Raw genomic sequence first — 21,917 nt, forward strand, 5'->3', positions numbered from 1 at the left:
CTACCTCGTAAATTCTAAACTCTGGCTTCACCGGCAGACGGTTTGCTGCCGCTGTAACGCCGCCACAACGCTTTTCCCAATTCCTTGAAGTCATCCAGATAGGTATAGGCCACCGGAATCACCAACAGGCTGAGGAAGGTAGAGGTGACTAAGCCGCCGATTACCGCCACGGCCATCGGGCTGCGGAAGGATGAATCCGCGTCGCCGGTGCCCAATACAATCGGCAACATGCCGGCACCCATGGCGATAGTGGTCATTACAATAGGCCGGGCCCGTTTGTGGCAAGCATCCAGCAAGGCCTCCATGCGGTTCATGCCGTGATCGCGACGGGCCACGATGGCGTATTCGACCAGCAGGATGGAGTTTTTGGTGGCAATTCCCATCAGCATCACCAGGCCGATCAGCGACGGCATCGAAAAGGCCTTGCCGGTCAGCAACAGCGCCACGAAGCCGCCGCCGAACGATAGCGGCAGCGCCGCCAGGATGGTGATGGGCTGAAAGAAGTCTTTAAACAACAGCACCAGTACGATAAAAATGCACAGCACGCCGGTCAGCATGGCCAGGCCAAAACTGGCGAACAGCTCCTGCATCATCTCCGCGTCGCCAATGTCGATGCGCTTGACGCCGGTCGGTAGGTTTTTGATGCTGGGCAGATTTTGTACCGCCGTGGTGACGTCGCCCAGCGGCAGGCTGGCGAGTTCGATTTCGAAGTTAATATTCCGCGAGCGGTCATAGCGGTCTATTACCGCCGGGCCGCTGGATAGTTCCAATTTGGCGACCTGGCCGACCATCACCGCCCCAATGCCGGGCTTTGCGGAAGGTACCGCCAGTCGTTCCAGCACGGCTAAATCGCGTCGGCCTGCAGCCGCCAATTTAACCACTATCGGTATCTGCCGTTGGGCCAGATTGAGTTTGGACAGCGACCAATCGTAGTCTCCCATGGTGGCGATGCGCAGGGTTTCCGCCAATGCGGCGGTGGTGACGCCCAAGTCGGCGGCGCGGGAAAAATCGGGCCGCACTGCGATTTCAGGCCGCACCAGCGCGGCGCTGGAGGCGATGCTGCCCAGGCCGGAAATGGTTCTCAAGTCGCGCTCCACATTACGGGCAGCGGTATTCAAGCTTTGCGGATCGTCTCCGCTCAACACCAGCACGTACTTCTCGCCCGAAGCCCCTAGCCCGACCTTGGTGCGTACGCCGGGCAGTTTTTCCAACGCCTGGCGGATTTGTTGTTCAATGACCTGTTTGCGGATGGGTCGGTCGCGGCGATTGGCCAACGTTATCGTCAAGGTGGCCTTTCGTACTTCGCCGCTACCCTGGGAACTTGCCATCGGGTCGGTGCCGGCGGATCCGGCGCCTATGGTAGTGTAAATACTGTTTACATAAGGGATGCCAGCGACCAAGCGGCGGGCGGTTTCCGCAGCTGTCTTGGTTTGCGCCAGGCTGGCCCCCGGCGACAATTCCACAAAAACCTGGGTTTGCGGATTGTCATCGGCTGGCAGGAAGCCTTGGGGTAGTAATGGAATCAAAAACAGCGAGCCGACGAAAAATGCCGCCGCGCCGCAAATGGTAGTCACGCGGTGCTTGAGGCACCAGGCCGCAAGTTGGATATAACGGTGCATAATCGGGCCTTCCGGCTGCTCGGCATGGTCTTTACTCTTTAACAGATAGGCGGCCATCATCGGCGTCAGCATTCGCGCCACTAGCAACGAGGCTAGTATCGCCAGGGCCGCCGTCCAGCCGAACTGTTTGAAAAAGCGCCCGGCCACGCCGCTCATGAAGGCGGTGGGCAGAAATACCGCGACCAGCGCAAAGGTGGTGGCGACCACGGCCAAACCGATTTCGTCGGCGGCTTGCATTGCGGCCTGATAAGGGGTTTTGCCCATGCGCAGGTGGCGGACGATGTTTTCCACTTCGACAATGGCGTCGTCCACCAGGATGCCGATCACCAAGGACAATGCCAATAGGGTAATTACGTTCAGAGAGAAGCCTAGATATTCCATGCCTAAAAAGGCTGGAATCACCGATAGCGGCAGGGCCACGGCGGAGATAAAGGTGGCGCGCCAGTCGCGCAAAAACAGCCAGACCACCAATACCGCCAGTAAACCGCCTTCGTAGAGCATGGTCATGGAACCTTGAAATTCTTCCTTGACCGGGGTGACGAAATTAAACGCTTCGGTAAATTCGATGTCCGGATTGCCGGCGCGCAGTTCTGCCAGGGCTGTTTGCACGCCGGCGCCGACTTCTACTTCGCTGGCGCCGCGACTACGGGTGACTTCGAAACCCACCACCGGCTTGCCGTTCAGCAGTGCCGCGGCACGCGGTTCGGCGAATCCGTCATCGATTTGCGCCACTTGATCCAGACGAATGCGGCGGCCGTCGCCCAAGGACAGTTGCAGCGGGCGCATTTCCGCCACGGATGCAACGTTGGCCAAGGTGCGTACCGGCTGTTCACCGCTACCCAAGTCGATACGGCCGCCGGCGCTTTCGCGCTGCATTTCGCGCAATTGGCGGGAAATATCGGCTGCCGTGGCGCCGAGCGCCTGCAGTTTGAGTGGATCGAGGGCAATGGTCACTTCGCGGCTGACGCCGCCGACCCGATTGACCGCGCCCACGCCACGCACGGACAGCAAGCGTTTGGCCACCGTGTCCTCCACAAACCAGGACAATGCTTCGTCATCCCGTTGCGCTGAGCTTACGGTAAAGGCCAGGATAGGCGAACCGGCCAAATCCAGCTTGGTAACCACCGGATCGCGCAGGTCGCCGGGCAGATCGGTGCGCACTTTGGACACCGCCGAGCGCACATCGTCCAAGGCTTCCTGGACGGGTTTTTCCAGGCGGAATTCCGCCGTAATGGTGACGTTGCTATCCTGCACCTTGCTGGTCATGTGTTTAAGCCCATGCAAGGTGGCGATGGCGTTTTCGATTTTGCGCGCCACTTCGGTTTCCAGCTGCGACGGCGAAGCGCCGGGCAAGGACGCCGACACCGTGACAGTCGGCAGGTCCAGATCGGGAAAATTCTGCACCTTCATGACCTTGAAGCTGAGCAAGCCGGCGAAACTGAGCAGCACGAACAGCATCATGGCCGGAATCGGATTGCGGATGCACCAGGCGGAAACATTCATGGAGCGACTACCCTGACGTTGTCGCCATCGGCCAAAAAGGAGGCGCCGCCGGCGACCAGCCGGTCTTCCGGATTCAACCCGGACAGCACTTCCAGTTTAGCGCCGCTTCTACGGCCGAGTTGCACTTTGACTTGATTGACCCGGGCCCGGTCGCCGCTCTGTTCGGCCAGCCTGAATACATAGCTGAAGCCTTCCCTTAACGACAGGGCATCTTGCGGCACGGTCAGTCCGCTGCTGCTGCCCAAATGGAATTCGCCGCGGGCGAACATGCCGGCGCGTAATCCACTTCGCGCGGCATGCGGCAAATCGACGTAAACCAGGCCGTTACGGCTTTGCTCATCCAGAGTCGGCGCTAAAAAGCGCAGCGTGCCTTCTATGCTGCCGACATTGGGTACTTCGACCGTGACGGCAACTCCGGGGGTCAGTTGGGTCATTTCGGCAGCGGTGACTTCGCCGCGCCATTCCAGCCGGTTTTGCCGAATCAGTCGAAACAGTTCCTGGCCCTTGGTCGCCACGGCACCTAAAGTGGCGGTGCGGGACGATATCACGCCGTCGTCGCTGGCCAATACCTTGGTATATTTCAGCCGCAATAATTGCGCATCCAGCTGAGCCTTGGCCAATTGTACTTTGGCGGCGGCGGTTTTTTCGGCGGTTAGGTACTGGTCGACTTGTTGCGCACTGAGCGCTCCGACCGGCGATATCTTGGATGCCCGGGCGGCGTTAACTTTGGCTTCCGCCAAGTTGGCCTCGGCTTCGGCCAGCATCGCCCGGCTCTGCGCGACATCGGTCAATACGCTTTCATCCGAAAACGTCGCCAAGATCTGGCCTTTTTTGACCGCTTCGCCGATTTGCACATTCACCGTGTTCAAGCGCAGATCACCGACTTCGGCGCCGATAACCGCTTCCTGCCAGGCCGCAATCGAACCGTTGGCGGTTAAATCGATCGGAATCTGGCGGATTTCCGGGCTGATTACCGAAACACTGAGGGTCGGATTGGCGGTGGCGGCCACGGTCGGGCCTGGCTGTTTGCTGCCGCCGATAGCCAAGCCTAAGCCGACCAATAAAAGCAGGGTGCTGCAGGCGGCGATAATTTTTCCCTTAGACATGATGATCCTCCTCCTCTGACGTTGAGGGTTTGCTGGCCACCCGTCCGAAAATGGCGGCAATTGGCAGCTTGAGTCGGCGTTGGCCGGTAGTCCATGCTGGAAACATGACAGACGTAACAGTATGGCCGAAAGGATGATGCGCGTTACGGGTCATAAGTTACCTGTCCCGCGCCGCTGGGCTTCGCCTTCGATCATGGATAAGGCGTAACCGGCCAAGCTCTCTGCCAGGTTATCAACGGTTTTGGGGGTGCTCAACAGTTGCGGCGCGATGGCGGCGACCACGTCTTGGCCGACATAAAAATACACAGCCATGCCGATAATCGCGAAGGTTAATCGTTGTACATCGGCGTCGCTGCGCTGCAAGCCCAGATGGCTTTTTAGCAGTGAAACCAGTGCGGTATGTTGCGGTTTGATTTCCGCATCGATTTCCTGCTGCCAGGCTCCGGTCGGCTCTATCATTTCCCGAAAATGCAGTTTCATAACCAAACCAAGTTCTTCGCCTTTTTTTAGCGGTTCTAGAAATTCGCTGAAAAACCGGCTTAGCGCTTCAGGTAACGGTAAATCGGCATATGCCGAGATATCGGAGCCGCAGGGTGAATCGTCCATAGGCTCGGTGAAAGCGGCTCGGTAAAGGCCGGCCTTATCGCCAAAGTAGTAACGAATTGCCGAAATATTCGCGCCCGCCGCTTCGCAGATTTCCCGGGTTGAGGCGGCCTCGTAGCCTTTTTCGGCAAACAACCGTAGTGCGGAACGCACTAGTCTGCTGCGTGCATCATTTATTTCCGCTTCGGTGTTTGCGTTTTTAACCATATTGCCTCGGGAGGTGTTTTCTGAAAAAATCAATCGATTGATTTAAAAAAAAATATCAATCAATCGATTGATTGTCAATTATGCGTCGACAATGTTATGTTCCTGCTACAGATATACTCATTACACTGCGAATTTCGGTTTTTCGATTCCCCTCACCCAAACCGTCTCCAGCAGGAGAGGGAATTGATGTGCCTAAACTTGATCTGCGAATGCTATATATTGGGCTTGGCGGCTAAGCCTTTCCGGTTTGGCAATGCGATTTCCGTCCTATGGGGTTATTTTTTTGTGTCGTTGAAGCAGCACAACCTTATATATAGGCAAGACAGCGGGCCATTCCGGCCGAAGAAAATCGCCGCGTCTGAATTAGGGCAAGAGTCCTTTATTTAGGAATGTGATGCTATACTCACAGCGTATCTTTTTAGATTTAATCTTTCGGAATCAATTACTTTCCGGAAAACGGCGAATTGGGAGATTGTGGATGCTGAGACATAATGTAGAAAACAATAGTAATGAGCCTGACGAAGTGGAGCTGTCTCGGCGCAGCTTTTTCGGTCGTTTAGCGGTTGGTGCTGTTTTGTCTATAGGGATGCCCGGCGTAGTTCATGCTTCAAAACCGGAAAAAAACAAACCGGCGCAATCGAGAAGCGCGGTGCGTATACCCAAGAAAAGCGCGCATAAAGCGGCTAAAGCCACCGGGAAAACCAGCAAGGTTTCCACGAGTAAGAGCGCCGGCAAGGCTAAAACCAATCAAGCGCAGTTTGCAAAATCTTCTAAAGCGAGCCATTCCGCCAAACAAAAACTTTTAAAGACCGCTCATGCGGATCGCCGCGCACAGCAAAATAACCGGGTGCGCGACGTATACACGGGTAAAAATCAGCCGGTACATGTTGCATCCGGCCATGCTCAAGATCACAGCGGCAGAGTGCATTCCATTATTCGTCCCGGTCAGAGAGACCCCATCATTCACTCCTCACAGGGCTCCATGGCTTCGGCGGACCAAGGCCGTTTTTCCAGCCATCGTTCTTTAGCATTTCAAAATCCGCATACCGGCGATAAATTGAGTCTGACTTATTTTGAAAAAGGCCGCTATGTGAGCGATGCCTTGGCTGAAATCAACTTTTTATTGCGCGACTATCGTACCGGGGATGTGCATGCTATCGATCCGGGCCTACTAGATCAGTTATACGATTTGAAACAAATGCTGGGGTTAAGCCAACCGTTTGGGGTGATCAGCGGTTACCGGTCTCCTTTGACCAATGCCAGACTGCATGCCGAGAATGCCGGCGTAGCCAATAACAGCTTCCATATACATGGTCGGGCAGTGGATATTCGCATTGAGCGTTTTGATCTGCGCCGCATACATAACGCGGCTATTGCCATGCACCGTGGTGGGGTGGGTTATTATCCGGAGTCCAATTTTATCCATCTGGATACCGGAACTTTCAGAACCTGGTCGCTATAAATACTGAATAGCACCGAACATTTCTAATGCGGGTTTCGCATAGGTATCCGGTTGAGTGTACGCCGTTAGAACAAAGTCGATAAGCGTGGTGATAACGGCCGCAAGGCCGTTAGCATTGCCCTGCGAGAAGCAAACTCCGACACATTCAGAATGAAGTTCATTTCACATCACTTGCTTTTGCTTGTCTGTCTGTTGGTATCGCTATTAATAATCATGGGCTTATTGGCGATAGAAGACACGCCGCAACTCAATCCGCGGGTAAGTCTGAGTCCGCAGCAAATTGCAAAGGTAAAGCGGTTGTTGGAGCGCAACGATCCGCGTCGTTTGCGGGCAGGCAGTGTCGCGAAAGCTATATTAGGCCAGGAAGAGCTGGATTTGGCTTTGAATTATGCGGTAAATCAATATGCCGGCGGCGCTTCTCGGGTAATTGTCGAGCAAGGCAAAGCGCGTGTTCAGGCGACCTTGCCGCTACCTTGGCATATGTCGGGTGGTTTTTTGAATTTTCACATTCAGCTCAAACAAACCAATACGCTTCCGGAAATTAGCACCATGACGGTGGGGCATTTGCCGGTACCGGGTTTCATCGCCAATAGCTTGGTCAATTTCGGCCTCAGGCTGATGCCGGTCGCAATAGACTGGCATCAGCTTGGCCGTATGGTAAAAACAGTCCGGTTTTCCATGCGACGAATGGCTGTAACCTACACCTGGCAAGGTGATTTGCAGGCCCAATTAGGTAGCGTGTTGTTATCCAGCCGCGAACGTGAGCAACTATTGGTTTATCAAACCCGATTAGCCGAGTTAACCCGCACCGGCAAGCATGCAATTGGCTTAATCACGCTGCTGAATGCTTTATTTCAATTAGCCGAGCAGCGCAGCGAACAAACAACAGCCATACAGGAAAACCGTGCGGTGATTCGAGTGTTGGCTTTTTATGTCACTCACAAGGATTTAGGGCAATTGATGCCGTCAAACACGCGTTGGCCCAGGCCGGTTTGGCGTAGCGTTTTATTGCAAAATCGAGACGATTTTACCAAACATTATTTGGTGTCGGCATTATTGGCGGCGGATGCCGGCTCGCCTTTGGCGAATGCGGTTGGTTTATATAAGGAAATTCAGGATTCGCGCGGAGGCAGTGGTTTTTCCTTCAACGATTTGGCTGCGGACCGGGCCGGAACGCAAATGGGTGAAAGAGCCATTGGCGAACAGACCGCCGGATCGATACAGAAATTCTTAGTGGCGGCTACCGAATCGGACATCATGCCGGAAACAGCCGATTTGCCGGAATTTATGCCCGAAGCGGAATTTAAGCGCCGCTATGGCGGGTTGGAAAGCGATGGCTACCAAAACATGATGAAAGAGATTGAGCGCCGCGTTGCGTTGTTACCGATCAACCGCTAACAAAACCTTTCACCCTTTTCTGAAACGGCATGCCGGCACACGGCAGCAGACTTAATTCCGGTGTCAACAAACAAGGAAAAGAAAAATAAGTTTCCAAATCAATGTTTTTAAGAAAGTTTTGTTAAGTTTGCTAAAGACTTCAATGAAGCTGCCGATACCTGTTTCGATGCTGCTCTCTATGAGAACTTTGAAACATGCCAGTTTCAATTATTGGCTATAAAGAGAGATTGTAAAAGGACAATGAAAACGGGTTGAGTCGACAGATTAACCAAATCCGCTATTCATTCCGAGGCGATAAGTTTAAGAATTTAAGAATAAGGGGATTGGGTTATGGCTACAACAATTACAGGGTTGAGTACGGCACAAGTAGCCGCGCTGACAACACAGCAAATCAAAGAACTTAATACGGCCGATTTCAAAGCCATAACGGCTGAGCAACTGCAAGCGCTATCGACCGACCAGGTTCAAGCTATCGAAACGGAAGATTTGGTCGTGTTGAGTTCCGGCCAGATCGAAGCGATACAAACTTATAACATCCAATCGCTAACCTCGGATCAGGCTCAGGCTCTGAAAACGGCACAAATCAAGGCCATGTCCGTCGACCAAATTCAGGCCTTTACCAGTGATAATATCCAGGCGTTGTCAGCCACGCAAATTAAAGCACTGGAAGTCGAAGATCTTGCTTCATTGTCGACCGATCAAATCGCCGCCATCGATCCCGCCGATCTTTCCAAACTATCCACAGTACAAATTCAGGCGCTAGGAACGAAAAGTATCGCCGCGCTTTCAAGTGACCAAGTTGCAGCTTTGACCACCACGCAAATCAGAGCGCTGGATAGCAATCAAATTCAAGCACTGAGTACGGATAACGTCGCAAGTCTTTCGATTAAACAAATAAAAGCGTTGGACGATATCGATCTAGCCGCGATGAGTACGGATCAGATTGGCGCGTTGACGTCGGATCAGGTCAAATCGCTATCAACCAAACAGATAGCTGCCTTGCAAGCAGATCAAATCAGCGCCCTCGACACGGAAGACATTGCTGCTTTGACTACATCGCAAGCCAGAGTACTGACTGCGGACCAAATCAATGCCATGTCCAGCGATCAGATCGGCGCGCTGGATACACAAGATATCGCCCGGTTAAGCACCGCGCAGATTTCCGCGCTCACCGACGAAGCAGTCTCCAACTTTTCTACCGATCAAATTGCCGCGCTGACCACGGCTCAGTTCAAACTGCTGAGTAGCAATCAGGTCCAGGGGCTATCGACCGATCAAATTGCCGCCATTACCACCGCTCAGGCCAAGGCTCTTGATAGCAGCCAACTGGCCGCATTATCAACCACCCAGATCGCCGCGTTTGAAACCAAGGACTTAGCAGCTCTCTCTACCGCGCAATTAAATGTATTGGGGGTTGAAAGTATTGCCGCATTGTCGACCAGTCAGGTCAGGGCGCTGACTAATGCGCAAATCGCATCGCTCAGTACCGACAAGATTGCCGGGTTGGCCTCAAGTCAAGTACAGGCGTTGACCACGGCGCAAACCAAAGCTTTGACCGGCAGCCAAATGCTGGCGCTGACGCCCGATAACATTTCCGCGCTTAGCACGGCTCAAATTAAAGTAGTGCAAGCAACTGAGCTGGCGGCCCTCTCCACTGCTCAAATCGAAGCCTTGAGTTCGGATCAAACCGGAGCACTGACCACCCAGCAATTAGCTTCCCTCAGCACCGATCAAATTCGTGCATTCGATCTGGATGATATCTCCGCATTGAGTAGCGCCCAAGTAAAAGCATTGACTATCGATCAAATTGACTCCTTGTCGGTAGATCAATTTTCCGCTCTGGAAACCGAAGATTTGGCGGCTTTGAAAACCAGCCAAATTGTGGCAATCAATACGGATAATATTGCAGCTTTATCCTCTGATCAGGCTAAAGCCTTAACCACCGAGCAGATTAAAGCCTTAACCAGCAACCAGATTCAGGCTTTATCCGTCGATAATATTTCAAAATTTTCGGTTTCTCAGATTAAAGCGTTGCAGACGGATGCCGTGGTTGCCATGTCCAACGATCAAATCGAGGCACTGAGTTCAGATCAAACCGCCGCGCTGACCACCAAGCAATTGGCGGCATTGAGTACGGATCAAATCAGGGTCTTCGATTCCGGTGACATTACCGCACTGAGCACGGCTCAAGCCAGGGCGTTGACCACCGATCAGGTTAACGCGTTAACAGCCGATCAGATCCTCGCTCTACAATCCGATGATCTTGCCGCTTTTTCCACGCAACAAATTGCTGCTCTCAGTACCGATAACATCGGCTTGTTGTCGACCGATCAAGCCCGTGCGTTGACTACCGCGCAAGTTAAAGCCCTGACGACCGACCAAACCAAAGCGATCTCGGCTGAAAATATCGCCGCTTTGTCGACAGCACAAATCAGAGTATTGGAAACAGCCGATCTGAGTGCCATGTCAACCGCTCAAATCGATGCGTTAACTTCGGATCAGACCGCGGCGCTGACCAACCAACAAATAGCCTCGCTGAATACCGACCAGATTCGTGCATTCGATTCGGTGGATATTGCCGCATTGAGCACTTCACAAGCCAGATCTTTATCGACAGACCAAATCGCCGCGTTGTCCACCGGTCAAATTGCCGCGTTGCAAACAACCGAATTGGCGGCACTGGCCACCGCGCAAATCGTTGCGCTCAGCACGGATAATGTTGCCGCGTTATCGACCGATCAGGCGCGAGCGTTGACCACATCGCAAATTAAAGCGCTGACTACCGATCAGATTCAGTCTATATCGTTGGACAACGTCGGCGCCTTAACCACGGCTCAAGTCAAAGCCTTGGAAGCAACCGATATCGCCAGCATGTCAACCGCGCAAATTGCGGCGCTGACTTCCGATCAAACGGCGGTTTTGACGACCCAACAATTAACCGCGTTGAGTACCGATCAGATTAATGCATTCGATTCCGACGATATTGTGGCGCTTACCACTTCACAGGCCAAAGCACTGAGTACCGAGCAAGTCGCAAACCTGACCTCCAGCCAAATCGTAGCGTTGGAAACTGCCGACCTTGCCGCGCTCACTACCGAGCAAATTGCCGCAATTAGCACCGACAACGTTGCCGCCTTGTCGACCGACCAGGCGCGGGCATTGACTACTTCGCAAATCAAAGCACTGACTACCGATCAGATTCAAGCGCTATCGGCGGATAATGTGGCTGCTTTAACCACAACCCAAGTCAAAGCCTTGGAGTCGAACGATATTGCCAGTATGTTGACCGAGCAAATAGCGGCGTTGACTTCCGATCAAACGGCGGTTCTGACGACACAACAATTAGCGGCATTGAGCACCGATCAAATCAAAGCATTTGATTCCGAAGACATCGTTGCTCTTACGACTTCGCAGGCCAAAACGCTGAGTACCGATCAAATCGCAAGCCTGACTTCCAGCCAAATCTCGGCATTGGAGACGGGCGATCTTGCCGCGCTGACCACGGCGCAAATCACGGCAATTAGCTCGGATAACATCTCGGCCTTATCATCCGACCAAGCCAAGGCCTTAACTACAACGCAAATTAAAGCGCTGTCTACCGGTCAGCTGCAAGCCTTGACCGCCGACAATGTCGCCGCGTTGACCACTAAGCAAGTCGAAGCGATAGAAACCGGCGATATTGCCATCCTGACAACCAAACAAGCCGCGGCGTTAACCACAGATCAAGTGGCCGCGTTGACAACATCGCAAGTCGCGGCGCTCAGCACGGATAATATTTCCAGTTTATCGTCTGCCCAAGCCCAAGCATTGACCACTAGTCAGGTCAGAGCTCTAAGCTCCGATCAAGCCAAAGCGTTGGCTCCGGATAAGGTTGCCGCACTGACCACCGCCCAGATTAAAGTGTTGGATGAAGCAGATCTATCCGCCATGACCACCGATCAGATTGCATCATTGACTTCCGATCAAACCGCCGCTTTGACCACGCAACAGCTGGTAGCTTTGGGAACCGACCAGGTCCGAGCGATTTCTTTCGAAGATATTGCCGCTTTGACAAGTGCTCAAGCCGCGGCATTAACTACCGGCCAGATAGCCGCACTGACTGCTGATCAAATTAGCGCTATATCAACCGATAACATCGCCTCTTTGACAACCTCGCAAGTTGCGGCACTGACTACCGACAATGTGGCTGAATTGACTGCGCAGCAGCTTAAATCGCTGTCCGCTACGCAAATCAATACTTTGAATACCGACCAAATCCGGGCTTTGTCAGCCAATAAATTTGCGGAACTCACTACGGATCAGATAAAGGCGCTCAGCACGGCAGGCTTGGTGGCTTTATCAACCGATCAAGTCGATGCGTTAACGACCGGCCAATTGGCCGCGCTGACAACGCAGCAAATCGCGGCACTTAGTACCGATCAAATCAAGGTGTTCGCTTTCGACGATATTCCTGCGCTGACCACAGCCCAAACCCGGGCCTTAACCACCAGTCAAGTAGCCATACTTTCAGCCGATCAAATCAGTGTACTGGGTACAGACAATCTCACGGCATTGACAACCAATCAGATCAAAGCGTTGAGTACCGATAACATTGCCGCGTTGTCTACCGACCATTTGACCGCCCTGACCACTACGCAGGTTGGCGCGTTGACTAACGGGCAAATCCAGGCTTTAACCACCGATCAAGTGACTAAGCTTTCGGTTGGTCAATTGCAAGCGTTGGACTCATCGGCACTAGTGGCGATGTCGACCGATCAGATTTCCGCTTTGACATCGGATCAAACCTCCGGCTTGACAACGCAGCAGCTGGCCGCGCTGTCCACCGATCAGCTTAACACCTTCAACACCGACGAGATTGTGGCGCTGACGACCGCGCAGGCTAAAGCTTTAACCAGTGGTCAGATCGCAGCATTGCAGTTTGCGCAAATAGCCGCCTTGGAAACAGACGACCTGCGCGTCTTGACCAGCACACAAATTAGTGCGTTGACTACCGACCAGATAGATCAAGGTCTCACTACCGATCAAATCCAGGCATTGGAAAACACTCAAATCAGAGAGCTGAGCACCGATCAAATCCAAGCCTTGAACACCGATCAAGTGGTCGCACTGACCACCGGTCAAGTCAGAACTTTGAGTACGTCGCAAATTGCAGCGATGAAGTTCACGCAAATTCAAAACATGGAAAATGCAGATCTGCAAGCATTGACCAGTACTCAAATCAACGCCTTGACCACAGACCAATTGCAAAGTGGTCTGACAACGGATCAAGTCCAAGCCCTGACCACCGATCAAGTGACCGCGCTGACAACCGCGCAGTTGGCATCATTGACTACCGCTCAAATCGCCAATATGGAAACCGTAGACTTGGCCGCATTGTCTACCCGCCAAATCGGCGCCTTGACCACCGATCAAGTACTGAGCGGTCTGACTACCGACAACATTACCGCACTGACAACTACCCAAGTACGGGCCTTGACCACCGATCAAATTGGCGCATTGACGACCACTCAAATTGCCGGCTTGACGACGGATCAATCGGCTGCGTTCGGTGCGACTCAATTGGCTGCCATGAGTACAGACCAGATCGCCGCGCTTCCTTAATCTCAACTAACGACTATTCTTTACGCTGCAAGGTAGCGACCGACAACCCGTCGGCCGCTACTTTTTGGTTGTGGATTATTGAAAATTGATAAATGGAGTACAAATGCCGGGGCTTGAAAATCAATTTGCAACGTTGGTACTCAATGCTTGGCAAGGCAAGCTTGAGTTTAACCTGTTGCTGGGAGAGGCGGAAAAGTTAGAAAAAAGCGGGTTGGCGCCACTGGTTGCGGTGCTTTATCAAACGTGGCTGCGGCGCAATCAAACGCCCTATAACCATATTGTGCTATTCAATCTAGGCACGGTACTGTTTAATCAAGCCGATTTGTCGGGTGCTAAGGAGGCCTACCTGCAAGCGATGAAGTTGGCACCGGCTTTCGTACAACCGCATTTCAATCTGGGCCTGATTCATGAACGGGAAGGCAAAATAGACGCCGCAGTTGAAGAATGGCGCTGGATTGACGACCATGTCCCGCCTAACTCAATAGAGCATCGTCCTCTATTATTGCTTGCGTTAAACAACCTGGGCCGGGTTTTGGAAAATAACAAACAATATGGCTCGGCGTTAGATTATTTGACCAGAAGTCTGGCTCTTGAGGCCCAACAGCCCGATGTGATTCACCACTGGGTTTATCTGCGAGAAAAGCAGTGCGCATGGCCGGTTTATGCGCCTGTTAACGGGGTCAGTTCGGAGTTGATGCGCCAATCTACCTCTGCGTTGGCCATGCTCAGTCTGTCCGATGACCCGGAAGCGCAATTGGCTGCCGCCCGGCATTATGTTGAGCACAAACTGAGAAAAAATTTACCTCGCTTGGCTGCGACCACTAGCTATGGGCATAACAAAATACGGATCGGTTATTGTTCTTCGGATTTTTGTCTGCATCCGGTAGCCATGCTGACCGCGGAATTATTCGAGTTACACGATAGAGCGCAATTTGAAGTGTACGGATACTGCTGGACACAGCAAGGGCATTCCCCGTTGCGCCAGCGTATTATCGACGCCATGGACCATTTCGAGCGCATCGAATCGCTGACCGATGAGGCTGCCGCCAAGCTGATTAGGGATCAGGAAATCGATATTCTGGTTGATTTGCATGGACAGACGCTGGGCGCGCGCGCCGATCTACTCGCTTATCGTCCGGCACCGATACAAATCACTTATCTGGGGCTGCCGGCCACTACCGGCTTGCCTTCCATCGATTACGTGATTGCAGACCGTTTTCTGATTCCGGAGGAATACGCTTGTTATTATTCCGAAACGCCCCTCTATATGCCGGATGTCTATCAGGTCAGCGACCGGCAGCGTAAAATCAATCCGGCCCCTAGTCGGGAAAGCTGCAAGTTGCCCGCCGAAGGCTTTGTATTTTGCTCCTTCAACAACAACTACAAATTCACTCCCGAGTTATTCGAAGTTTGGATGAATATTTTGCGCAGAGTACCTGACAGTGTGCTCTGGTTGCTGGCGGACAACCCTTGGTCGGAGATCAATTTAAGAAATCACGCTAAGAATTTCGGTATCGATCCTAATCGCCTGATATTCGCGCCACGTGTGGCACCCGAGGATTATTTGGCCCGTTACGCCGTTGCCGATCTGTTTCTAGATTCCTTCCCGTTTAATGCCGGTACAACCGCCAATGACGCCTTATGGATGGGCTTGCCGGTGTTGACCCTGACCGGGCGGTCCTTTGCGTCGCGCATGGCGGGTGCTTTGCTGACGGCCGCCGATTTGCCGGAATTGATTACTTACGATTTGCTCAGTTATGAAAGCAAGGCGGTCGAGCTGGCGCAATCGCCGGAACATTGCGTCCGGTTAAAGGCTCACTTGCAAAAGGTTAGAACCGATGGGGTGTTATTTGATACACCGCGTTTCGTAGATAATCTGGAGCAGCATTTCAAACGGCTCGTGACGGAATTAAATTGACTTTAATCGACCAATATCCCGGAGCATTAAGCTATGCTGCCACGCGTTAGTCTGATCCGTTGCGAAGACGCTGATTACTTGCTTTTCTCAACACGAGATGCGGTTTCGTCCACTATCTATTTTAATGGCGATTGGGCCAAACCTTTATTGACGATTAGCCGGCTTTTTTACCATGGTATTGATAACCCATTTATTTTAGATATCGGCGCTAATCTTGGCGCTTACTGTATTCCTATAGCTAAAGCAATACAGGCGCAGAGCGGCTCGATTTTCGCATTTGAACCGCAGCGGATTATTTTTTACCAGCTTTGCGGCAATGTGTTTTTAAACCGCCTGGATAATGTGTTTGCTTTTTGCCAGGCGCTAGGCGATGAGGAGGGAATGATAACGCTGCCTGCCATTAACTATGGCAATTCCGCCAATATCGGCGGTTTTTCGTTAGACGAGAAAATTCGGGCCATCACGCAGCCGGTAGAGACTATCAAACACGGGTTTGAACCAGAAGTGCCGCTTTTGCGGCTAGACAATTTGTCGGTGCCCCAATCGCCTTGTCTGATTAAGATCGATGTCGAAGGTTTGGAACTCAAAGTGCTTAAAGGCGGGATGCGGTTTTTGGAAAAACATGGCTATCCCCCCATTTTATTGGAAGCCTGGACTAACGATTGGTTTGAAAAAGATAGACAGGAACTGCTCGATTTTATTAAACAGTTAGGTTACGAAATTTTCGAAATCATGGATGAAGTGATTGCTCAACATCCCGGCTTTACTCGGTTTATAAAATTTTACACGGATCCGGATGGCACCATCCGCATGGAGCAAGTTAGATAAACCGGTGGTTCCTAGCCGATTGAGTAACTCCCGGTTTCCGTTAAAACTGATCTGTCGAGAGCTGTATGCCCAGATCTTCGAAGCGCTTTATGCGCTGTTGGCGCGAGGTTTCGTTTAAAGAGCGATGCCGCCGATAAATTTCATGCGTGGTCGGTATCAGCAATTCATTGTTGACATTACCTCGGCGGATATTTTGCTCGCCGGCCAGATAGCTCTTATGGATATTTACCGAAGAAATGGGGAGATAGACCAGGGCAGCCTTTTTCAGACAGCCTAATAAATAATCCCAATCTTCAAACAAAATTAGTGATGTATCGAACTGCGCGGATTGCAATATGCTCCGCGGGTAGATCAGGCAACTATTAGGGATATTGTTTTGGACGAAAATGTTTTCCCGGCTCAGGTTGGGGATGCTAATAGGTCTTTGATTTAGAAATTTGGGCGGTGTAAAGCTACGGTCTTCCTCTATGATATTGAAGTCGCAATAGAAAATAGACTTGGCTTTGTCAGTCCGGTTGTTAATGGCGGCTGCGATTGCTTCCAGATGAGTCGGTTCCAGAGTGTCATCGTCATCCAGAAATAAAGCGTAGTCGGCATCCGTTAATTTGATACCTAAATTTCTACTGGTTGCGGGGCCAGGCGTATTGTTGCGCAACAGATAAAGGTAAGGGCCCGGTAAGGATTGTAAGGCCTGATAAGGCGCAACATATTTGTCCGAGTCGCTGACGACAATCGTCGTAAAATCCGTGAAGGTTTGTGCCGCCAAAGAAGCAAGGGTACGTTGTAGCAGAAACGGCCTATCATGGGTGGGTATGATAATGGTAAACAACAAAGCTTCCTCAGCGTTTTAAGTTGCCCGGTAAAATGCAATCCGCATTTTGCATGAATATTTCCAGCTTGGATGATCTGTTGCTATACAGGTGTTGTTTTCAAAGCCAGCGCTACTTTTGCCAAGCGTTCTCCCAGTACCCAACATAAACGCTTCTCGTGTTCCGTCAACTCGCTATCCGTTTCCGAGCGGTGACTGGGGCCGTAAGGCGTGCCGCCGCTGGTGGTTTCCCGCAAGGCGATTTCGTTGCAGGGCAAACTCACCATCAGCATGCCGTGATGTATCAGTGGCAACATCATCGATACTAAAGTAGTTTCCTGACCGCCGTGCATACTGCCGGTGGAGGTGAACACGCCGGCCGGTTTGCCGGACAAGGCCCCCGAGATCCACATGGCGGTGGTGCCGTCTATGAAGTGTTTTAATGGCGCGGCCATATTGCCGAAGTGGGTCGGGCTACCCAAGGCCAAGCCGTCGCAGCTTTCCAATTCATGCAATGTGGCATACGGTGCGCCGGAAGCCGGGATGCTGTCCGCAACTTTTTCGCAAACCGCCGATACTTCCGGTACGGTGCGCAATAATGCTTCCGCGCCGGGTACGGATTCCACGCCACGGGCAATCAGCCGCGCCATTTTAAAGGTGCTGCCGTTGCGGCTGTAAAAAATGATCAGAATTTTGGCCATGGTGTAATCGATGCGGGTGCCTTAAAAATTGAAATTCAAGTTGGTCATCCAAATATGATTGGTCAAATCCGGTATCCCGTAATTGTGCACGTATTGTAATTGATAGCCGGTATCGACATTCAAGAAAGGCGCCATTTTGTAGCCGACGCCAACGTAGCTGCGGTTTTGATTGATACCACTCTGCACCGAATGCGACAGCCGACCGTTTTCTATATCGTTGAAATAGATGAATAGTTCGTCGGAGGCAATCAAATAGGCTTTGCAATCGGGTATCGAATACATGAAGCGTACCCGGTGCCGGGTGCGATGACCAACATCGCCCTCGTGAGCGAAAAGACGTTGCTCCAGGCGGGCGCGATATTGAAAATTCAATTGCGGCGTCCAGTTATCGATCCATTGCAGCTGTTCCATGATGTCGTTGGTAGCCAGTTCGAAATCCGTTTGATCGTTGTATTCGCCCTGCCAAGTGTAGCCGGCCCATAGTTGAAGATTTTTGGTGACCTTATAGCCGAATAAAGGTCTTACGATCACTTGGCTAAACTGGTTGTTGTCGCTTTTGGTGCGCGGTTGCAGCTCTAAAAATGCCAGATAACGGCTGCCGCCGAAATCGGTCTGAAAGGTGTTGCTGACCCACGCGCTCATGTCGTCTTTGAGCGGCGCCGCAAGGCAGGGTAGGGATATAAGCGTTAGTGCGGGAATCAGGGTTATTGCGGATTTAAACATAAGTACCGAAAGCAATGGGTTGGAAACAGTAGGTAGTCAATGTCGTAAACCTGTTAAATCAGGATTTGACCCGGAAAAACCGACATGAAATTCTACCAATTTATTACCCGTTTCCGACCGCGGGTACTTTAAAGCAACAACTGTAAAAAGGGTGTAAAAATATGGGTTGCAGACCACCTTATTGAACAATGGCCAACACGTTTTCCGGCGGTCGACCGATAGCGGCTTTATCGTTGGCCAATACGATGGGGCGTTCGATCAATTTAGGGATGCGGATCATGGCTTCTATCAGTTCAGCATCGCTTAAAGACGGATCATCCAGGCCGTTGTCCTTGTATTCGGCCTCATTAGTGCGCATCAGTTCACGAGGCTTTAGCCCCAGTTTTTGCAAAATGTCCTGTAATTCAGCGGTTGTGGGTGGCTGTTTTAGATACTCGATAATTTCCGGTTGCAAATCTTGCGCTTCCAGCAGTTTTAAGGTTTCTCTGGATTTGCTGCAACGCGGATTGTGATAGATTTTGACGCGCATGGTTTACACCTCTTAGGAACTCGACAAATAGTTATAATAGCACTCTGTTTTTAATAAACCGCGTGTAAAGCTATGCAATTACCTCATTATTCCGCAGCCCGCGTGCTGGTGGTCGGCGACTTGATGCTGGACCGCTATTGGCACGGCCCCACTTCACGCATATCACCGGAAGCGCCGGTGCCGGTGGTACATGTCAAGCAGGATGAGCAACGCGCCGGCGGAGCCGGCAACGTGGCTTTAAATATCGCCGCGTTGGGCGCAAAGGCATCGCTATTGGGTTTTACCGGCGAAGATGAAGCGGCAATGGCGTTGGAAACGTTGCTGAAAAAAGCCGGGGTGTTGTGTCTGTTTCAAGGTGTGCCGCACCATTCGACCATCACCAAACTACGAGTAATGAGCCGACATCAGCAATTGATCCGGCTGGATTTTGAAGATGGTTTTCACGATGTCGATACCGATATGCTGCTACATCAATATCACGCGGAAATGATGCAATCGCAAGTAGTGGTGCTGTCCGATTACGGCAAAGGCACTTTGAGCCAGGTGCAGCAGTTCATTCGATTGGCTAGACAATTGAAAAAGCCGGTGCTGGTCGATCCCAAAGGCTGTGATTTTTTGATCTACAAACAAGCGACTCTGATTACGCCGAATCTGAGTGAATTCGAAGCAGTGGTGGGACGTTGTAGCGATGAGCAACAAATCGTCGAACGTGGCTTAAACCTGTTAAGCGAACTGGAACTGGATGCCCTGTTAGTGACTCGCGGAGAACATGGCATGTCGTTGTTAAGTAAAGATACCGAACCTTTGCACTTGCCTACCCATGCCCGTGAAGTGTTCGATGTCACTGGTGCCGGCGACACGGTCATTTCAGTATTGGCCGCCAGCTTAGCCGCAAAAAAATCCTTAGCCGAAGCCACCCAGTTGGCCAATATTGGTGCCGGGATCGTGGTCGGCAAAATGGGTACCGCCACCGTCAACACGGAAGAGTTGGAAAATGCCCTGCTCGGCCCTCGCGCCCATCATAAAGGCGTATGTTCGCTGCCTGAGCTGTTAAAAGAGCGCGCTGCCGCCAAACAAAACGGCGAAAAAATCGTCGCCACCAACGGCTGCTTCGACATTCTGCACCCCGGCCACGTCCGTTACTTGCAGCAAGCCAAAACCCTGGGCGACAGATTGGTGGTGCTGGTCAACAGCGATGCCTCGGTACAACGATTAAAAGGCCCGCAGCGGCCGGTCAACAATCTGGCCCACCGTATGGAAATGCTGGCGGCACTGGATTGTGTCGATTGGGTTGTGGAGTTCGAGGATGACACGCCCAAAGCCGTCATTGACCAGTTATTGCCGGACATTTTAGTCAAAGGCGGCGATTACACTGATATAAGCAGCATCGCCGGTCACGAAAGCGTGCTGGCCAATGGCGGCGAGGTGAAGATTCTGTCGTTTATCGAAGGGCACTCGACTACGGCGATTATTCAGACGATTAAGGAAAAAACTGGCAACTAAGCCATGCCGCCAATACAATGTATGTATAAAAGTGGCGTTCAATGATTTCATTTGGTCGCGAGAAAAATGAATTGCTGAAGCAAAGCCGAGGTATCGGCTTTGAAGATATTATCGCGGCAATCAATTCAGGGAAGATATTAGATGTGTTCGATCATCCCGATCAAATACAGTATCCGCAGCAAAAAATTTATGTGGTAGAGGCGCTTGATTATGTTTATCTGGTGCCGTTTTTACAGAACGAAGACGGCATTTTTCTTAAAACCATCATTCCAAGTCGCAAAGCCAAAAAACGTTACAAAGGGGAAAGCGATGTTCGATGACGAAGAAATGTCGATATTAAACGCATTGGAAAATGACAAACTGTTACGTAGCGTCAATGCGGATGAAGAAATTGCTTTAGCAAAACTGGCAGCTAAAGAGTACCTGTCAAAATCCAAAAATGTCACTATTCGCCTGAGTTTGGGGGATGTGACGTTGATTAAAAACCGCGCGAAAGATGTCGGCATCCCTTACCAAACGTTGATTTCTTCATTAGTCCATCAATATGCGACGGGCAAAATTCGTTTGGAAACTTAAAATAGTGGAATAAGGCTGAAATGCTTGATGACATAATAGCCTATGACCAAGCCCTGGCCAGCGAAGACGAACTGGTTCCCGCCGAAATCGTAAATCGGCTGTTGAATGGCGAGAATAAAATCAAAGTATGGCGCGAGCATTGCGGTCTGACTCAAACAGGGCTGGCAGAAAGCTGCAAAATGGCTCAAGCCAGCATTGCGCAAATGGAAAGCGGTAAGCGAACCGGAACCGTTGCCGCATTGAAAAAAATAGCCGAAACGTTGGATGTGGATTTGGATGATTTGGTTTAGGTTTTCTGATTTTCGCGATTGTTACTCCTTCTAAAATAGGCATATCCTATGCCTTTAAAGCCATTATTTAAAGTTGTAAAGCCAAAAAACGTTACCAAGGAGGGAAGCTATGTCCTATAACGAAGAAATGTCGATCTTAACCGCATTGGAAAATGATCAACTGGTACACAGCGTCAACGCGGAAGAAGAAATTGCTTTAGCAAACCAAGCCGCTAAAGAATATCTATTAAAGTTGCAGAATGCCACTTATCGCCTGGGTTTGAGGATGTGGCGTTGATTAGTAACGGGGCGCATGATATCTACTAATACAGAAATATATAGAACCCACATATTTTCTTTTAGGCTCATTCAAATCTTATTGCATAAGATGCTTTCATCCATACTGAAAACCAAGCTGGTAACCATCGACAATGAATGCGAGGCGCGCGCGAAATGAAATTGACAACTTCTACCGGGAAGTTCTGTACGACGGGTCTAAATTTCGATATCCCTCTTTACAAGAAGTCGGAAGTGTTTGGCTGAAACTCATTCAACGAAAAGAA

The 21,917-nt window shown here is 51.3% G+C and carries 18 protein-coding genes; 10 read left to right on the top strand and 8 right to left on the bottom strand.

Annotation, left to right across the window (positions count from 1 at the left end; translation table 11 throughout):
* Positions 1–14: 14 nt before the first annotated feature.
* From M0R33_RS03125 to M0R33_RS03140, 4 genes are read right to left on the bottom strand one after another with little or no spacing between them, the layout of a single operon-like run.
* Positions 15–3,122 (bottom strand): efflux RND transporter permease subunit, encoded by a 3,108-nt coding sequence (locus tag M0R33_RS03125; RefSeq protein WP_292564912.1) that lies wholly within the window; start codon positions 3,120–3,122, stop codon positions 15–17.
* On the bottom strand, positions 3,119–4,228 hold the full coding sequence (locus tag M0R33_RS03130) for an efflux RND transporter periplasmic adaptor subunit (RefSeq protein ID WP_292564914.1): 1,110 nt from the start codon (positions 4,226–4,228) through the stop codon (positions 3,119–3,121). Before M0R33_RS03130 ends, M0R33_RS03125 begins: the two co-directional genes overlap by 4 nt.
* Positions 4,221–4,382, bottom strand: coding sequence for a hypothetical protein (locus M0R33_RS03135; protein ID WP_292564916.1), 162 nt, complete (start codon positions 4,380–4,382; stop codon positions 4,221–4,223). The genes M0R33_RS03130 and M0R33_RS03135 overlap by 8 nt, the downstream gene beginning before the upstream one ends.
* Complete coding sequence (locus M0R33_RS03140) at positions 4,379–5,038, bottom strand: CerR family C-terminal domain-containing protein (RefSeq protein ID WP_292564919.1); 660 nt, start codon at positions 5,036–5,038, stop codon at positions 4,379–4,381. The genes M0R33_RS03135 and M0R33_RS03140 overlap by 4 nt, the downstream gene beginning before the upstream one ends.
* A 478-nt stretch (positions 5,039–5,516) precedes the next feature.
* Here M0R33_RS03140 and M0R33_RS03145 point away from each other — a divergent pair, with 478 nt between their 5' ends.
* The 5 genes from M0R33_RS03145 (at position 5,517) to M0R33_RS03165 (ending at position 16,245) form a co-directional block, all read left to right on the top strand.
* Complete coding sequence (locus M0R33_RS03145) at positions 5,517–6,500, top strand: DUF882 domain-containing protein (protein WP_292564922.1); 984 nt, start codon at positions 5,517–5,519, stop codon at positions 6,498–6,500.
* A gap of 150 nt (positions 6,501–6,650) precedes the next feature.
* A complete protein-coding gene (locus M0R33_RS03150) occupies positions 6,651–7,898 on the top strand; it encodes a hypothetical protein (RefSeq protein WP_292564925.1) in 1,248 nt (415 codons plus the stop codon).
* Positions 7,899–8,228: 330 nt separating this feature from the next.
* Positions 8,229–13,499: a hypothetical protein gene (locus M0R33_RS03155; protein WP_292564927.1), complete on the top strand. Its 5,271-nt coding sequence runs from the start codon at positions 8,229–8,231 to the stop codon at positions 13,497–13,499.
* A 103-nt stretch (positions 13,500–13,602) separates the two neighbouring features.
* Positions 13,603–15,417: a tetratricopeptide repeat protein gene (locus M0R33_RS03160; protein ID WP_292564929.1), complete on the top strand. Its 1,815-nt coding sequence runs from the start codon at positions 13,603–13,605 to the stop codon at positions 15,415–15,417.
* 33 nt (positions 15,418–15,450) lie between these two features.
* Positions 15,451–16,245 (top strand): FkbM family methyltransferase, encoded by a 795-nt coding sequence (locus M0R33_RS03165; RefSeq protein ID WP_292564932.1) that lies wholly within the window; start codon positions 15,451–15,453, stop codon positions 16,243–16,245.
* Positions 16,246–16,285: 40 nt separating this feature from the next.
* Here M0R33_RS03165 and M0R33_RS03170 read toward each other — a convergent pair whose 3' ends face one another.
* The 4 genes from M0R33_RS03170 to arsC form a co-directional block, all read right to left on the bottom strand.
* Entirely contained in the window at positions 16,286–17,074 is a 789-nt protein-coding gene (locus M0R33_RS03170; RefSeq protein WP_292564935.1) for a glycosyltransferase family 2 protein, read from the bottom strand.
* 83 nt (positions 17,075–17,157) lie between these two features.
* A complete protein-coding gene (wrbA, locus tag M0R33_RS03175) occupies positions 17,158–17,754 on the bottom strand; it encodes an NAD(P)H:quinone oxidoreductase (protein ID WP_292564938.1) in 597 nt (198 codons plus the stop codon).
* Between the two features lie 21 nt (positions 17,755–17,775).
* A complete protein-coding gene (locus M0R33_RS03180; RefSeq protein WP_292564941.1) occupies positions 17,776–18,396 on the bottom strand; it encodes a DUF2490 domain-containing protein in 621 nt (206 codons plus the stop codon).
* 259 nt (positions 18,397–18,655) lie between these two features.
* Entirely contained in the window at positions 18,656–19,006 is a 351-nt protein-coding gene (gene arsC, locus M0R33_RS03185; protein ID WP_292564944.1) for an arsenate reductase (glutaredoxin), read from the bottom strand.
* A gap of 72 nt (positions 19,007–19,078) precedes the next feature.
* Between arsC and hldE the strand changes: the two genes are divergently transcribed.
* From hldE to M0R33_RS03210, 5 genes are all read left to right on the top strand, one after another.
* Complete coding sequence (hldE, locus tag M0R33_RS03190; protein ID WP_292564947.1) at positions 19,079–20,509, top strand: bifunctional D-glycero-beta-D-manno-heptose-7-phosphate kinase/D-glycero-beta-D-manno-heptose 1-phosphate adenylyltransferase HldE; 1,431 nt, start codon at positions 19,079–19,081, stop codon at positions 20,507–20,509.
* A 41-nt stretch (positions 20,510–20,550) separates the two neighbouring features.
* On the top strand, positions 20,551–20,829 hold the full coding sequence (locus M0R33_RS03195) for a toxin (RefSeq protein ID WP_292564950.1): 279 nt from the start codon (positions 20,551–20,553) through the stop codon (positions 20,827–20,829).
* Positions 20,819–21,085 carry an antitoxin gene (locus M0R33_RS03200; protein ID WP_292564953.1) on the top strand — a complete coding sequence of 89 codons (267 nt, stop codon included), beginning with the start codon at positions 20,819–20,821 and terminating at the stop codon, positions 21,083–21,085. The genes M0R33_RS03195 and M0R33_RS03200 overlap by 11 nt, the downstream gene beginning before the upstream one ends.
* Before the next feature lie 20 nt (positions 21,086–21,105).
* On the top strand, positions 21,106–21,375 hold the full coding sequence (locus M0R33_RS03205; RefSeq protein WP_292564956.1) for a helix-turn-helix transcriptional regulator: 270 nt from the start codon (positions 21,106–21,108) through the stop codon (positions 21,373–21,375).
* Between the two features lie 109 nt (positions 21,376–21,484).
* Complete coding sequence (locus M0R33_RS03210; RefSeq protein ID WP_292564959.1) at positions 21,485–21,652, top strand: hypothetical protein; 168 nt, start codon at positions 21,485–21,487, stop codon at positions 21,650–21,652.
* Positions 21,653–21,917 lie beyond the last annotated feature (265 nt).

This window comes from Methylomonas sp. (assembly GCF_023228165.1).
GTDB lineage: Bacteria > Pseudomonadota > Gammaproteobacteria > Methylococcales > Methylomonadaceae > Methylomonas.